Raw genomic sequence first — 12,514 nt, forward strand, 5'->3', positions numbered from 1 at the left:
AGCCGAACGGGGCGTTGCGGCGTTCCGACAAGCCCCCTCACCACAAGTGCAGCCACGCTGCTGCTAAGATGCCGGCTCTTTCCCAAAGAGCCGGCATCAATGCTTTCTCCTCCCAGCGACTGGCTGCCCCATGCCCCGCTTGAGCGTCTTCATCTCGACTGGCTCACCAGCGCCGGGATCGAGGTGGCGATTCTGCGCCTGGACCGGATCGACCCGCTGATCTCCGGCAACAAGTGGTTCAAGCTCATTGAGCATCTAAGGGTGGCCCACGAGGCCGGTGCCGAAGGTGTGATCAGCCTGGGCGGTGCCTGGTCCAATCATCTACATGCGTTGGCGGCAGCCGGTAAACGCTTTGGCTTTCCTACCGTCGGCCTGCTGCGCGGGCATCCGCAAGACACCTCGACCGTGCAGGACTTGCAAGCCTTTGGCATGCAACTGCACTGGTTGGGTTACGGCGGTTATCGCGCACGCCACGAACCGGGTTTCTGGCAACCCTGGCAGGCGCAATACCCGCATCTGCATCCAGTCCCCGAAGGTGGTGGCGGTTTACTCGGCGCGCGCGGTTGTGGGCAATTGCTGACGCAGGTCGGCGAACAGTTGAACCAGTTGCGCTGGAATGACCATGACGGCTGGTGGCTGGCCTGCGGAACCGGCACCACGCTGGCTGGGTTGGTGCAGGCCGAGGCGGGGAGGCATCCGGTGTATGGCGTGCTGGCGGTGCCCGATGATCATGGCGTGGCGCAGCAGGTCGAGGCAATTCTCGGCGAATGCGGCTTGCCGGACGGGGGATATGAGCTGTTCGACGGCAGTTGCGGCGGTTTTGCCAAAGTCGTCCCGCCGTTGCTGGCGTTTATCGAACACTGCGAGCGGGCCAGCGGTATCCCGTTGGAGCCGCTGTACACCGGTAAAGCGCTATGGGCACTCAAGCAACAGGTTGATGCCGAATTTTTTGCCGCCGGCACACGCTTGATCTTCGTGCACACCGGCGGCTTGCAGGGGCGTCGGGGTTTTGCGCCGCTCAGTCAGGGCTGACGCGCTTGGGCATCATCCGCAGCAGGGTGTTATCGCGAACCACGTAATGGTGATACAGCCCGGCCACGGCATGCAGGCCGATCAGCCAATAGCCGATGGTGCCTGCCAGTTCATGCCAGCCCTTGATCTGCTTGGCCAGTGGTTTGTCTTCGCCGATCAGCAACGGCAGGTCGATGCCGTAGAACATCACCTGATGACCGTTGGCGCTGGTGACCAGCCAACCGAGAATCGGTGTGGCGATCATGAATATATACAACGCCCAGTGCATCAGCCGGGCAAGCACGGTTTGCCATGGGGGCGATGCCGGGAAGATTTGCGGAGCGCGTCCCAGGCTGCGGGCGAACAACCGCAACCAGACCAGCACGAACACCGTCAGGCCGAGCATGTAGTGCGCTTCCGTGATCAGGGTCCGCCCGCCACTGCCTTTGGGAAAGATCCCGCGCAGTTCGATACAGGCGTAGACCACCGCCAGCAGTACCAGCATCAACCAGTGCAGCGCGATCGATACGGTGCTGTAGCGTGATTCGGAATTCTTCCAGGGCATACGGTTTTCCTCGCTTTTCAGGTCTGAAGTCTCCGTTCTTATGCGACGGAGTGCTTTAACTGTAATCCTGTTTGCGTGGATTTGCCTGAGTCAGATCAGGCTTTTCTGCCGCATAGAACGCTCTGCGACAGATGCCTGGGCAAAAAAAGGCGCCAGCCCCGTTCACGGGCTGGCGCTTTTTTGCGTTACGGCGCGGCGATCAGCTGCTTTGCGGCATCTCACCGTTGGCCAGGCGCTTGTTGATGTCGGCGATCACTTCCGGCAGGTCGGTGATGGTGTCTATCATGTAATGCGGGCGCGAGCTTTCGAACATCGCGTGAATGCGTTTGCGTTCGCTGGCGAGTGTGTCGCAGCCCAGCGCTCGATACCCGTCGTAGGTCAGGCCCAGCGCGTTGCCCGAGCAGATCAGCGCGACGGTCCACATGCCGGCACGGCGACCTTCGAGTATGCCTGGCACGGTGTCGTCGATCTTTACGCAGGCGGCGACATCGTCAATGCCCAGCGCGATCACGTTGGCCAGCGCTTGCGCCGGCCATGGGCGGCCATTCGGCACTTCGTCGGTGGCGACTACATGGTCAGCCACATAGCCGTTGGCGGCGGCCAGCTCGACGACTTTGTCCATGACTTGCTTCGGATAACCGGAACACGAGCCGATTTTGATCCCTTGCTGGCGCAGGTTGGCGATGGTCTCCAGGGCACCCGGGATCAGTGCCGAGTGCTCGGCGATTTTTTCGATTTGCAGCGGCATGAAGCGCTTGTAGATGGCCGTCACGTCATCGTCGCTCGGCGTACGACCGAAAACCTGGCGATAGCGCTCGGCCACTTCGGGCTGATTACAGAGTGTGCGGATGTGGTCCCACTTACCCATGCCCATCGGCCCGCGGGCTTCTTCGATGGACACCTGGACATCGAATTCGGCAAAGGCTTCGACAAAGATCCGGGTCGGCGCGAAAGAGCCGAAGTCGACCACGGTGCCCGCCCAGTCGAGGATGGCGGCTTGCAGCTGAGTCGGGTTGTTGTAGTTCATGGTGATCAGAATCCTGTGGGAGCTAATTGTATGGAATGCTCTTTGTGGGAGCGGGCTTGCTCGCGAAGAGGGCCTGACATTCAGTAATGATGTTGGCTGACAGATCGCTTTCGCGAGCAAGCCCGCTCCCACAGGGACCGTGGTGGGTCAGGTATCGAGGACTTCCATTTCGCGCAGCACCTCGCCGATGGCCGCCACTGCCGCACGCATCTCGGCCTGATTGACGTGACCGATACAGCCGACGCGGAAGGTTTCGACCTGAGTCAATTTGCCTGGGTAGAGGAGGAAACCCTTGGCCTTCACCCGTTCGTAGAATGCTTTGAACTGGTAACGCGGATCTTTCGGCGCATGGAAGGTGACGATGATCGGCGCCTGGATCGCGGCTGGCAGGAAGCTGCGCAAACCGAGTTTGGCCATCTCGTCGAGCAGCACCTGGCAATTGTTTGCATAACGCTGATGCCGCGCCGGCAGGCCACCTTCTTCGTTGTATTGCAGCAGTGCTTCGTGCAGCGCTGCGACCACATGGGTCGGCGGGGTGAAGCGCCATTGGCCGGTTTTGGCCATGTAGGCGTGTTGGTCGAACAGGTCCATCGCCAGCGAGTGGGAGTTGCCGGCGGCATTCGCCAGAGCGGCTTTGTTGGCGAAGACGAAACCCATGCCCGGTACGCCTTCCAGGCATTTGCCCGAGGCGGCGATCAGCGCGTCGAATGGCACGTGTCGAGCGTCGATCGGCAGCGCGCCGAATGAACTCATGGCGTCGATGATCAGACGTTTGCCGTGCCGTGCGATGACCTGGGCGATTTCCGGCAACGGGTTAAGAATCCCGGTGCTGGTTTCGCAATGGATCAGCGCCACGTGGGTGATGCTGATGTCGGTGTGTAGCAGGCGGTCGACGTCGGCGGCTGTGGTCGGTTGGTCTTCGGCGGTTTCGAAGGTACTGAAGGAACGACCAAGCACCTCGCAGATTTTCGCCAGGCGTTTGCCATAAGCGCCATTGATCAGCACCAGCACTTTGCCGTCGCGGGGTACCAGGCTGCCGATGGCCGCTTCGACGGCGAAGGTGCCGCTGCCCTGCAACGGCACGCAGTGGTGGCTGTTGGCACCGTTGATGATCGCCAGTAGCTGTTCGCAGACGCTGGCGGTCAATTGGTTGAAGCGTTCATCCCACGAACCCCAGTCCACCATCATCGCCTGACGGGTGCGCTGCGAGGTGGTCAATGGGCCGGGGGTGAGCAGGATGGGTTCGGCAGTACTCATTCGGGTGTTCTCGCAATCGGTGGGATGAAGCTGCGGGAGATAAATTGCAATTTGCCGTACCATCAATCAAATTGTTTGTTGTTATGCCAGTCATCAGTAAGGCCGATAGATATGAATCTGTTCCAACTCCGTGCGTTTGATGCCGTGGCCCGCGAAGGCAGCTTTACCCGCGCCGCTGCCCGTTTGTTCATCAGCCAGCCGGCGGTCACCGGGCATATCAAGGCGCTGGAGGAGCACTATCAGGTCACCCTGTTGCGGCGCACCGCGCGGCGGGTCGAATTGACGGAGGAGGGCACTAGGCTTGCGGCCATCACCCGGGCAATGTTCGGTCTGGCCGAAGAGGCGCAAGCGATGCTTGAGGCTAATCGGCAGTTGTTGACCGGTCGGCTGGAAGTGGCGGCGGACGGTCCGCACCTGGTCATGCCGATGCTCGCCAGCCTGCGAGCGCGGTATCCGGGGATCACTGTGAATTTACGGCTGGGCAATGCTCAGGAAACCCTCGCGGCGTTGTTGTCCGAGCACGCCGACGTGGCGGTGCTGACCGAAGTCGAGCCGCGTAAAGGTTTGCACTTGCAAGCCTTGAGCGAGTCACGGATCTGCGCGCTGGTGCCGAAGGGGCATCCATGGTCGACGCTGCGCGAAGGCGTGGCGCTCAAGCAACTGGATCAGGTGATCATGGTGTTGCGCGAGCCGAGTTCGATCACCCGTCGCACGTTCGATGAGGCTTGCGCCCAGGCCAGGGTCAATCCGCGGGTGCTGCTGGAGCTGGACAGTCGGGAGGCGGTGACCGAGGCGGTGGCGGCCGAGTTGGGGGTGGGCGTGGTGTCTTCAGTGGAAGTCAGCCACGACCCGCGTGTGCGGGCGGTGCCGATTATTGGCGAAGGACTGGTCAACCGGCACATGATCGGTTGCATGGAACGGCGGCGGGATCTACGGTTGATTCAGGCGTTTTTCGACCTCGCACCGACCTGACATTGAACGTCAATAGAACCTAGGAAGTAGCGTCCGGGCCGTTCACCAGCCAGTCGAACAACAGACGCGCTTCACGCGGTTGGTGCAGAGCGCTGGCGGGGTTGGCGTTGTCGATGAAGCTCAGGCGTTGTTCGCTGTTCCAGTGTTGCTGGAAATATTCGGCCAACGCCACGCATTGCCCGGGATACAGCAGGCAGAGTTGTTCGGGAGTACGGGCGAACTCGCTGGCCAGGTGCTGTTTCTGTTCTATCGTCAGCGACAGGTTACCCAGTGCCTGGCTTTTTCCGCTCATCAGCACATCGTCACGGTTGAGGCTCCCCAGTTCCTTGAGCCCGGGACGCGGCATGCGCACGATGTACCACGTGGTGTCGGCCAGGCGTTCGGTGGTAGCGGGAGGCCGTTCGAACAAATAGATCTCGCCGCTCCAGCCTGTCGGCGACGCCTTCTGTTCAGCCGCCACCACCGGCTGCGGTTCGCCCGCTTGTACACCAACGAAACCCGTGCAAAGCACAGGTCGATCAGGATCGCCGTCGAGGAAACTCACGTGCACTTCGCTGCCGGCCAGTGGCAAGGTCGGGCGTCCCGTCCCCGTATGGGCGATTGGCAACCAGATGCCTGAGGAGCCTTGGCTGTCGGATTGCGCGTCAGGCCACAGGCAGATATTGATTCGCCCGTGTTCGTCGAGGTGCGGCGGCGTTCCTGCCGGGCCGATGACCTCAGCGGTCTGGTAACCGCAGATACTCGGGCGGGAATGTTTGAGGGCCGGGCGGAACGCGGTCGACCAGGGAATTGCCTTGAACTGATTGCGATAACCCGCTGCCTCGGACAACACCGTGTCCGCGCCAGGCGTTTCGCCCTGGTGCAGCACTTCGTTTAACAACCATTGATCGTTGAATGCCGGGACCGGATGCCCGCTGACTTGCAGCAGCCGGCCGCTGAGCAGTTCGGGCAGTGTACTGTGGCCCTGAACCAGGCGATGCAGGCTGCGCAGACGTTCGAGTTCGCGGCGACCGAGCTGGTTGCGACGGGCTTGCGCCGGGTCGATTCGACCCGTTGGGTGCAGGCTGTCGAGGTAGGTCTGGTTGGCGCAGGCGTCAGGTACGAGGGTTGTGCGGTCAGCTTTGGCGTGCTGCGCAAAGGTGGTTTGCGGCCCTGTGGTCGGCCGGCTATGGCATTGAAAGAGCTGGCTGATCCGCGGGTGTCCGGCATCCCGTGCTGTGAGGTGAAAAGCACTCTCGACCGGTCGCTGCGCAAAGCTGTCGCTGTCATCGGCGAACACCAGCACGTGCCGGTCGTGTTGATGTTCGAAGTGATAGTGGATGCCTTCCTCTTCGCACAGTCGTTGCAGCAGGTTCAGGTCGGTTTCGTCGTACTGGATGCAAAACGGGCGCGGCGGGTATTCACCGTTTGGTAACTCGAAACGGTAGCTGTCGGGTGGCAGTCGATGCTCGGCCAGCAACTGGCGCAAGATTTCTGGCACGCTCAGGTGCTGGAATACCCTTCGACGGTGCTGCTGCTCCAGTGTGAGTAGGCGAGGGGCGAGGTTCAGGCGGTAGCCGATCTGCTGCGCGCCGCAGTATTGCAGGCCGGCGCTGTGGATGAGGCCGTGGATGCCGGTGGTGGGGCTCAGGCTGAGGAATGCCGGTTGATGCAGCAGTAGGTCCAGATTCATTGCGGGCTGCGGGGCACGGACTTCGATGTCGAATCGATAGACCTGGTTGAGGGCTTCGCGACCGCTGAACTGTTGGACCTGAAAGCTCAAGGCGAGCTCGGTGAGCGTCAGGATGAAGGGACTTTCCATGTCGGTGTGCATCAAACTCTCTTCTGCCATGAAGTACGGGGCACAGAGGTTACGAAACACCGGCGCTCAATAGTCACCGTAAACCTGCTTTTCAGAAAAGCCCTACAACAGGTTGTGAAGATGTCGATGGCTCACAACACTTTTTGGTCGATTGCCAACTTTTTGCCGTATAAACTTGCGCAAAGCGTCGGCCAATAGATGTCTCGGCGCCACAGATCAAGAGAGTGAGTAATGGGCGCACAGTGGAAGGTTAAACACAAAGAAGCGGCAGCCAACGCCAAGGGCAAGATCTTCGGCAAACTGGTGAAAGAAATCACCATTGCTGCACGTAACGGCGCAGATATCAGCACCAACGCGCACCTGCGCCTGGTGGTTGAACAGGCGAAAAAAGCCTCGATGCCGCGTGAAACCCTGGAGCGTGCAATCAAGAAAGGCTCGGGCCAGCTCGGCGAAACCGTGCAGTACCACCGCGTGACCTACGAAGGCTTCGCCCCGCATCAGGTGCCGTTGATCGTTGAATGCGTGACTGACAACATCAACCGTACCGTGGCGGAAATCCGCGTGGCGTTCCGTAAAGGCCAACTGGGTGCTTCCGGTTCCGTGGCCTGGGATTTCGACCACGTGGGCATGATCGAGGCGTCCCCGGACACCCCGGATGCCGATCCGGAAATGGCTGCTATCGAAGCCGGTGCACAGGATTTCGAGCCGGGTGAAGACGGCGCGACGCTGTTCATCACCGAAGCCACCGATCTGGACTCCGTTCAGAAAGCCTTGCCTGAGCAGGGTTTCACGGTGCTGTCGGCGAAGCTCGGCTACAAGCCGAAGAACCCGGTCAGCGGCCTGACTGACGCACAAATGGAAGAAGTCGAAGCCTTCCTTGAGGGCCTCGATAACCATGACGACGTGCAGGACATGTTTGTCGGGTTGGCAGGTTAAACCGCACTGTCGATTTTGACCTGACCTGTGGCGAGGGAGCTTGCTCCCGCTGAACGGCAAAGCCGTCCCAACAACGACGGCTGCTACGCCGCCGAGCGGGAGCAAGCTCCCTCGCCACGGGTTTTGTATGTGCCGTTAGTGATTTGAGTTACAGGCGGCCAACTCCTGCACGATCTCGCTGAATCCCGGGCGCGCCAGCACGTCCGGCTGACAGCAGCGGCTCTGCAAATCCATCAAGCGTTCACGGCGCTCAACGCTCAAACCCGAGTCGATCCGCTCCAGCAACTCACCCAACAGAATCCCGAACGCCCGCACTTCGATGCGTTGCAGCGCGCGCGTTTCAAGCGTGTCCGACGTGGCATGGAAGGATGCGGCGCCAAAGTCGCCCAACAGGCAAGCGCCGTGCTCATTCCACAACGTATTGTGGCCGTACAGGTCGCCGTGAGTGATGCCTTGCTGGTGCAGGTGCGCAGCCGCCGAGGCAATGCCGCTGGCGATCCGCAGCGCCACCGCTGCACTGAAACGGGTGTCCTCTGCGTACACATCACGGCTGCAAGACGCCAGGCTCGGCAACGCCGCCAGGTTGCGATAGCTCGGCTCGATCAAGTGCATCACCAGCCCGGCCTGAGCCTGCGGATGCCCGACGATCCGCCCCTCGACCTTGATCAGGTTGGGATGAATACCAGCAGTAATGCAGGCATTCATTTCATGCAGCGGTGAGCCGTCGCTGGTCATGTGCCCCTTGTAGAGTTTCACCGCGACCTTGCGCTCAGGCTGAGACGGTTGCTCCCACACGGCCTGGTGAATCACCCCGGAAGCGCCTTCGCCCAATTGTTGCTGCAGGTGCAGTTGCGACCAGGGAATGTTCGGCGTGGCTTCGAGCGCGGCGGCATCGGCCTCGGTTTCCAGCGGGTTGCCGGCGTACGCCAACCAAGCCAGCCCGGGCAATGTCAGCAGCCATTGCGGCAATTCGGTCATGCGGTTGGCGGCGATGCGGATCAGCTCCAGCTGATGGCACTGGCTCAAGCTTGCGGGCAGGCTTTGCAGGTGGTTGCCGGCGAGCATCAATTTTTGCAGGTGCGGCCGTTCACCCAATTCGCTTGGCAATTCGCTGATGCAGTTGTCGGTCAGGATCAGCCAGCGCAGCAGCGGTGGCAGCGCGGCGGCCGGGACTCGCTCAAGGCGATTGGCCTTGAAGCCGATCATCGTCAGTTGCGCGCATTGACCGAGGCAGGTCGGCAGCTCGCGGAACTGATTGTCCGAGCAAAACAGCACGCGCAGATGCGTCAGGCGATGCAGGTCATCCGGCAAGCTGCTCAAGGCATTGCCGCTGAGGTTGAGCACCTCCAGGGTGCCTGCCAGGTCGAAGATTTCCCGGGGAAACTCGGTCAGGCCGCACGACAGATCCAGACGTTTGAGCCCTGCAAGCGCGCCGGCCCGCAGTTGTGCAAGGGTATGCATGAACACATCCAACCAATGAGAAGAGAACGGCAAGTCGCCCACAAAAAACGCCGCCATGATAACGGCAAAATCCGCTGCGCTGGACGCTTTATAGCGCTGGCCCGACGTCTACTGGCTGCAGTAATCGTGAGGGCCGCCGACTTCCATGACCTGCATGCGCGCCTGGATCAGGTTGATGACCGGTTTGAAACGTGTGTGGTAGGGCGGGTTGGGCAACAAGCCCTGGGGCGGATACGGTCCCGGTGGCACGTCCGGCAGCCAGCGTTACAACCTGTCATACAGCTTTGAAGCTTTAAAACCGCTGCATTTGCTCGAGCATTGGCGTCGCCGGATCCCGGGCTTCGCTGACCATCGCATAGTTGTACCCGGCCCCGGACCAGTATTGAGCCTGTAACTCGCCGTCGCTGCGACTGCCGCGTGGCAGTAGGTTGTTCTTCGGGCCAGGCGGACGGATGTAAAAACTGACTTTGCGGCCGCTCTGGTCCTCGTACATCACCATCGCTGCGGGGCCCTGTTCGGTGCTCAGCAACCGTGCGCTGACCGGTTTGAACCCCGAGTCGGCGAGGTTCGGCAAGCGATCGGCCCGGGAAAAATAGCGGTCGAGCCAACCCTGCATATCACCGTCATCGGTGACCTTGTAATCAGCCGGCAGGATGCCTTGCTGGGCGAACATCCGGTACGCCTGCATCGCATCGGTCATCGGCAGTGCTGCGCCAGCCATGGTCATTTCCCGTGCTTGCCAGCCGCCCAGGCCACCGACGCTGACCGCGATCAGCAACACGGCGGCGCTGGCCAAGTGGCGGCGGGACTGTCGTTTCAGACGCTGGCGAATCACGCTGGGGTCGAGGTTCGGGTTGGGCGGTTGCTGCAAGGCGCCGCTCAAGGCAGCGCGCAGTTGCTGGGCGTCCTGTTGCCAGGCCTGAACCTGCTCGGCAACGTGCGGATTGGCCGTCAGGTACGTTTCCACCAGTCGCCGGTCCGCGTCGTCGAGTTGATGGTCGACGTAGGCGTGCAGGTCATTGACGCTTGGGGGCATGCTGATCATTTGAGTATCCGCAAAGAGGGGCTGGTGATTTCGCCATCGCTGAGTTGGCGCAAGGCCTGGCGAGCGCGGGACAGACGAGACATCACCGTGCCGGTAGGAACGTCGAGAATCTCGGCGACCTCCTTGTAACTCAAGCCTTCCACCGAGACCCAGAGCAACAGCGCGCGTTGCTCGGTGGTCAGTTTGTCGAAGGCTTGCAGCGTCGATTGCGCCAACACCGTGCGCTCGACCGAGGGCTGGGCATCGTCGCGACCGGTGAAGAACTCAAGCATTCGCGCATAACGCCTTGAGCGTCGATGGGCGTCGAGAAACTGTCGATACAGAATCGAAAACAGCCAGGCGCGCAAATCGCCGTCCGGGCGTTTGTCGCCCCATCCCGACAGCGCCCGCTCCAGGCACGACTGCACCAGATCGTCAGCGTTGCTGGGGTTGCGCGTCAGCGACACGGCAAAACGCCGCAGCCTAGGGATGAGTTCACGTAACGGTTCGTCGAGATCGTTCATGGAATGCTGGCTAGTCATTACGCTTCGGATCAGGAAGACGTCCGGCAGTGGAGGTTATTCCAGCAGTGGAAAAATAAACACCGGGTCAGGGAATAAACCTCTGCGGGCTTCGTCTGATTGATCCTTTCCACCGGTGGCCCACGGCCCTGGAGATGTTCACATGGTTGATCGTTTACCACCTTCAGGGCCTGACAAATTTCCCCTGAGCAACACGAGCATAGCCTTGCGCCTGGCCGGTATCGGCGCGGTAGTCGCCGCACTGGCCGGGGCCTTTGCCTATGTCAATGGCACGTTTGACCCACAGCGTCTGACACCAAAAGCGCTGGTCGATGTGTTGGAGAAAAACAACGGTGTACACCCGGGGTTTCGGCGCAATCACGCCAAAGGCGTTTGCGTGGCCGGGTATTTTGAAACCAGCGGCGAGGCGCGCCCGTATTCAACGGCTCAGGTCTTCAGTGCGGCACGAACACCGGTCGTCGGGCGTTTTGCGTTGCCCAGCGGCAATCCCTACGCGCCGGACAGCAGCGTGCCGATCCGCAGCCTGGCGTTGCGCTTCAAGCAGGCCAATGGTCAGCAATGGCGCACGGGAATGAACAGCATGCCGGTGTTCCCGGTGGGCACGCCTGAAGCCTTCTATCAGTTACAACAAGCCCAGACACCGGACCCGGCCACCGGCAAACCCAATCCTGCGAGCGTCCCGGCGTTTTTTGCCACACACCCGGAAACCGCGCCTTTCCTGCAATGGGTCAAGACCGCCAAGCCGTCGGCCAGTTACGTGACCGAGACCTACAACGGCATCAACGCCTTTTATCTGGTAAGCGCCGCGGGGCAGCGTCAGGCGGTGCGCTGGAGCGTGGTCCCCGTGGCGCGTGATGCGGTCGGCGCCAGTGCCCCTGAAGGTGCGGACTTTCTTGAAAAGGATCTGCTCCAGCGCTTGAAGAGCGGGCCGTTGCGTTGGCAACTGAATATGACGCTGGCCAATACTGCTGATCCGACCAACGACGCCAGCAAGGCCTGGCTGGGTGAGCGCAAGGTCCTGAACGCCGGGACGCTGGTGCTGGAAAGCGCCCAGGCACAGAACGATGGCGAATGCCGCGACATCAACTACGACCCGTTGGTACTGCCGAGTGGTATCGAGGGTTCCGATGACCCATTGCTGGCCGCACGTTCGGCGGCTTATGCCCGTTCTTACCTGCGTCGAACCGCTCAGGTCGACCAGTTACCCACCGCCAAACAGGAGACGCCACAATGAGCGCGCACCCTCATCATTTCACTCCGTTGGCGCGGCTGCTGCATTGGCTGATGGCGGTGATGATCGTTGCCATGTTGTTTATCGGTGCCGGCATGGTCGCGTCTGTGTCCGAACGTCATGAATGGCTGATCCATCTGCACAAGCCATTGGGTATCGCCATTTTGTTGCTGGTGATCGTGCGTCTGTTTGTACGCTTCTCGACTCGCCAGCCGCCGTTGCCGACAGACTTGCCGGGCTGGCAAGTACTGGCAGCCAAGGCATCGCATGGGCTGCTTTACGCGTTGATGCTGATCCTGCCGTTGCTGGGCTGGGCGATGATATCGGCAGCAGGGGATCCGGTGATGCTCGGCAGTTCGTGGCAATTGCCCGCGATTGTGCCGGCGAATGCGTTGCTGTTTGCCTTTCTACGCAGGGCCCACGGTTATCTGGCGTACCTGCTGTTTCTGACCGTTCTGTCGCACCTGGCAGCGGCGTTGTTCCATGGCTGGGTGCGTCGTGACGGGGTGTTGCAAAGCATGTTGCACGGCAAGGATCACTGATCGGCTGGCACGGCGCATCGCTCAGGTGCGCCGCTTTTCAGCGTCAGCAGCCAATAGATCAGCGCCACAGCGTTGATCCCCGCGCCCAACAGCGCCGCCGCCGAGTGAAAAAATGGCTGCACGCCGTACCGGCAGGCAGCCATTG

Annotated in this window: 13 protein-coding genes and 1 pseudogene; 5 read left to right on the forward strand and 9 right to left on the reverse strand. The window is 61.0% G+C overall.

What is annotated here, in order from left to right; genetic code table 11:
* Positions 1-99 precede the first annotated feature (99 nt).
* Entirely contained in the window at positions 100-1,032 is a 933-nt protein-coding gene (locus tag KRR23_RS16310) for a 1-aminocyclopropane-1-carboxylate deaminase/D-cysteine desulfhydrase (RefSeq protein ID WP_216743341.1), read from the forward strand.
* On the opposite strand, the gene KRR23_RS16315 is transcribed toward KRR23_RS16310, so the two are convergent.
* From KRR23_RS16315 to KRR23_RS16325, 3 genes are all read right to left on the reverse strand, one after another.
* Positions 1,019-1,576: a cytochrome b gene (locus KRR23_RS16315; RefSeq protein WP_216743342.1), complete on the reverse strand. Its 558-nt coding sequence runs from the start codon at positions 1,574-1,576 to the stop codon at positions 1,019-1,021. The two genes, KRR23_RS16310 and KRR23_RS16315, sit on opposite strands and share 14 nt — an antisense overlap.
* Positions 1,577-1,775: 199 nt before the next feature.
* Positions 1,776-2,603, reverse strand: coding sequence for a phosphonoacetaldehyde hydrolase (gene phnX / locus KRR23_RS16320; protein WP_216743343.1), 828 nt, complete (start codon positions 2,601-2,603; stop codon positions 1,776-1,778).
* A 147-nt stretch (positions 2,604-2,750) separates the two neighbouring features.
* Positions 2,751-3,860 (reverse strand): 2-aminoethylphosphonate--pyruvate transaminase, encoded by a 1,110-nt coding sequence (locus tag KRR23_RS16325; protein WP_216743344.1) that lies wholly within the window; start codon positions 3,858-3,860, stop codon positions 2,751-2,753.
* Positions 3,861-3,971: 111 nt separating this feature from the next.
* On the opposite strand from KRR23_RS16325, the gene KRR23_RS16330 reads away from it, so the two are divergent.
* Positions 3,972-4,832, forward strand: coding sequence for a LysR substrate-binding domain-containing protein (locus tag KRR23_RS16330; protein WP_216743345.1), 861 nt, complete (start codon positions 3,972-3,974; stop codon positions 4,830-4,832).
* A 19-nt stretch (positions 4,833-4,851) separates the two neighbouring features.
* On the opposite strand, the gene KRR23_RS16335 is transcribed toward KRR23_RS16330, so the two are convergent.
* The gene (locus KRR23_RS16335; RefSeq protein WP_216743346.1) at positions 4,852-6,645 is read right to left on the reverse strand and encodes a type VI secretion system Vgr family protein; all 1,794 of its coding nucleotides are present in this window, start codon (positions 6,643-6,645) and stop codon (positions 4,852-4,854) included.
* A gap of 219 nt (positions 6,646-6,864) precedes the next feature.
* Here KRR23_RS16335 and KRR23_RS16340 point away from each other — a divergent pair, with 219 nt between their 5' ends.
* On the forward strand, positions 6,865-7,569 hold the full coding sequence (locus tag KRR23_RS16340) for a YebC/PmpR family DNA-binding transcriptional regulator (protein ID WP_123426356.1): 705 nt from the start codon (positions 6,865-6,867) through the stop codon (positions 7,567-7,569).
* Positions 7,570-7,704: 135 nt separating this feature from the next.
* On the opposite strand, the gene KRR23_RS16345 is transcribed toward KRR23_RS16340, so the two are convergent.
* The 4 genes and pseudogenes from KRR23_RS16345 to KRR23_RS16360 form a co-directional block, all read right to left on the reverse strand.
* Positions 7,705-9,030 carry a leucine-rich repeat-containing protein kinase family protein gene (locus KRR23_RS16345; RefSeq protein WP_216743347.1) on the reverse strand — a complete coding sequence of 442 codons (1,326 nt, stop codon included), beginning with the start codon at positions 9,028-9,030 and terminating at the stop codon, positions 7,705-7,707.
* A 111-nt stretch (positions 9,031-9,141) separates the two neighbouring features.
* A pseudogene (gene zapE, locus KRR23_RS16350) lies at positions 9,142-9,264 on the reverse strand (AFG1/ZapE family ATPase); the annotation flags it as partial.
* 58 nt (positions 9,265-9,322) lie between these two features.
* Complete coding sequence (locus KRR23_RS16355) at positions 9,323-10,075, reverse strand: anti-sigma factor (protein WP_216743348.1); 753 nt, start codon at positions 10,073-10,075, stop codon at positions 9,323-9,325.
* Positions 10,072-10,578 carry an RNA polymerase sigma factor gene (locus tag KRR23_RS16360; protein WP_054596561.1) on the reverse strand — a complete coding sequence of 169 codons (507 nt, stop codon included), beginning with the start codon at positions 10,576-10,578 and terminating at the stop codon, positions 10,072-10,074. Before KRR23_RS16360 ends, KRR23_RS16355 begins: the two co-directional genes overlap by 4 nt.
* A gap of 160 nt (positions 10,579-10,738) precedes the next feature.
* Between KRR23_RS16360 and KRR23_RS16365 the strand changes: the two genes are divergently transcribed.
* Complete coding sequence (locus KRR23_RS16365; protein ID WP_216743349.1) at positions 10,739-11,830, forward strand: catalase family peroxidase; 1,092 nt, start codon at positions 10,739-10,741, stop codon at positions 11,828-11,830.
* A complete protein-coding gene (locus KRR23_RS16370; RefSeq protein WP_216743350.1) occupies positions 11,827-12,369 on the forward strand; it encodes a cytochrome b in 543 nt (180 codons plus the stop codon). The genes KRR23_RS16365 and KRR23_RS16370 overlap by 4 nt, the downstream gene beginning before the upstream one ends.
* Here the strand turns inward: KRR23_RS16370 and KRR23_RS16375 are convergent.
* The gene (locus KRR23_RS16375) at positions 12,363-12,512 is read right to left on the reverse strand and encodes a hypothetical protein (RefSeq protein ID WP_216743387.1); all 150 of its coding nucleotides are present in this window, start codon (positions 12,510-12,512) and stop codon (positions 12,363-12,365) included. The genes KRR23_RS16370 and KRR23_RS16375 overlap by 7 nt on opposite strands.
* Positions 12,513-12,514: the final 2 nt, after the last annotated feature.

Origin of the sequence: Pseudomonas sp. CVAP#3 (genome assembly GCF_018986375.1) — a bacterium.
Classification (GTDB): domain Bacteria; phylum Pseudomonadota; class Gammaproteobacteria; order Pseudomonadales; family Pseudomonadaceae; genus Aquipseudomonas; species Aquipseudomonas helvetica.

Coding starts and splice junctions, on each gene's coding strand:
- KRR23_RS16340 (WP_123426356.1), top strand. CDS start 6,865: ATGGGCGCACAGTGGAAGGTTAAACACAAAGAAGCGGCAGCCAACGCC.
- phnX (WP_216743343.1), bottom strand. CDS start 2,603: ATGAACTACAACAACCCGACTCAGCTGCAAGCCGCCATCCTCGACTGG.
- KRR23_RS16335 (WP_216743346.1), bottom strand. CDS start 6,645: ATGCACACCGACATGGAAAGTCCCTTCATCCTGACGCTCACCGAGCTC.
- KRR23_RS16360 (WP_054596561.1), bottom strand. CDS start 10,578: ATGAACGATCTCGACGAACCGTTACGTGAACTCATCCCTAGGCTGCGG.
- KRR23_RS16365 (WP_216743349.1), top strand. CDS start 10,739: ATGGTTGATCGTTTACCACCTTCAGGGCCTGACAAATTTCCCCTGAGC.
- KRR23_RS16310 (WP_216743341.1), top strand. CDS start 100: ATGCTTTCTCCTCCCAGCGACTGGCTGCCCCATGCCCCGCTTGAGCGT.
- KRR23_RS16345 (WP_216743347.1), bottom strand. CDS start 9,030: ATGCATACCCTTGCACAACTGCGGGCCGGCGCGCTTGCAGGGCTCAAA.
- KRR23_RS16315 (WP_216743342.1), bottom strand. CDS start 1,576: ATGCCCTGGAAGAATTCCGAATCACGCTACAGCACCGTATCGATCGCG.
- KRR23_RS16355 (WP_216743348.1), bottom strand. CDS start 10,075: ATGATCAGCATGCCCCCAAGCGTCAATGACCTGCACGCCTACGTCGAC.
- KRR23_RS16375 (WP_216743387.1), bottom strand. CDS start 12,512: ATGGCTGCCTGCCGGTACGGCGTGCAGCCATTTTTTCACTCGGCGGCG.
- KRR23_RS16370 (WP_216743350.1), top strand. CDS start 11,827: ATGAGCGCGCACCCTCATCATTTCACTCCGTTGGCGCGGCTGCTGCAT.
- KRR23_RS16325 (WP_216743344.1), bottom strand. CDS start 3,860: ATGAGTACTGCCGAACCCATCCTGCTCACCCCCGGCCCATTGACCACC.
- KRR23_RS16330 (WP_216743345.1), top strand. CDS start 3,972: ATGAATCTGTTCCAACTCCGTGCGTTTGATGCCGTGGCCCGCGAAGGC.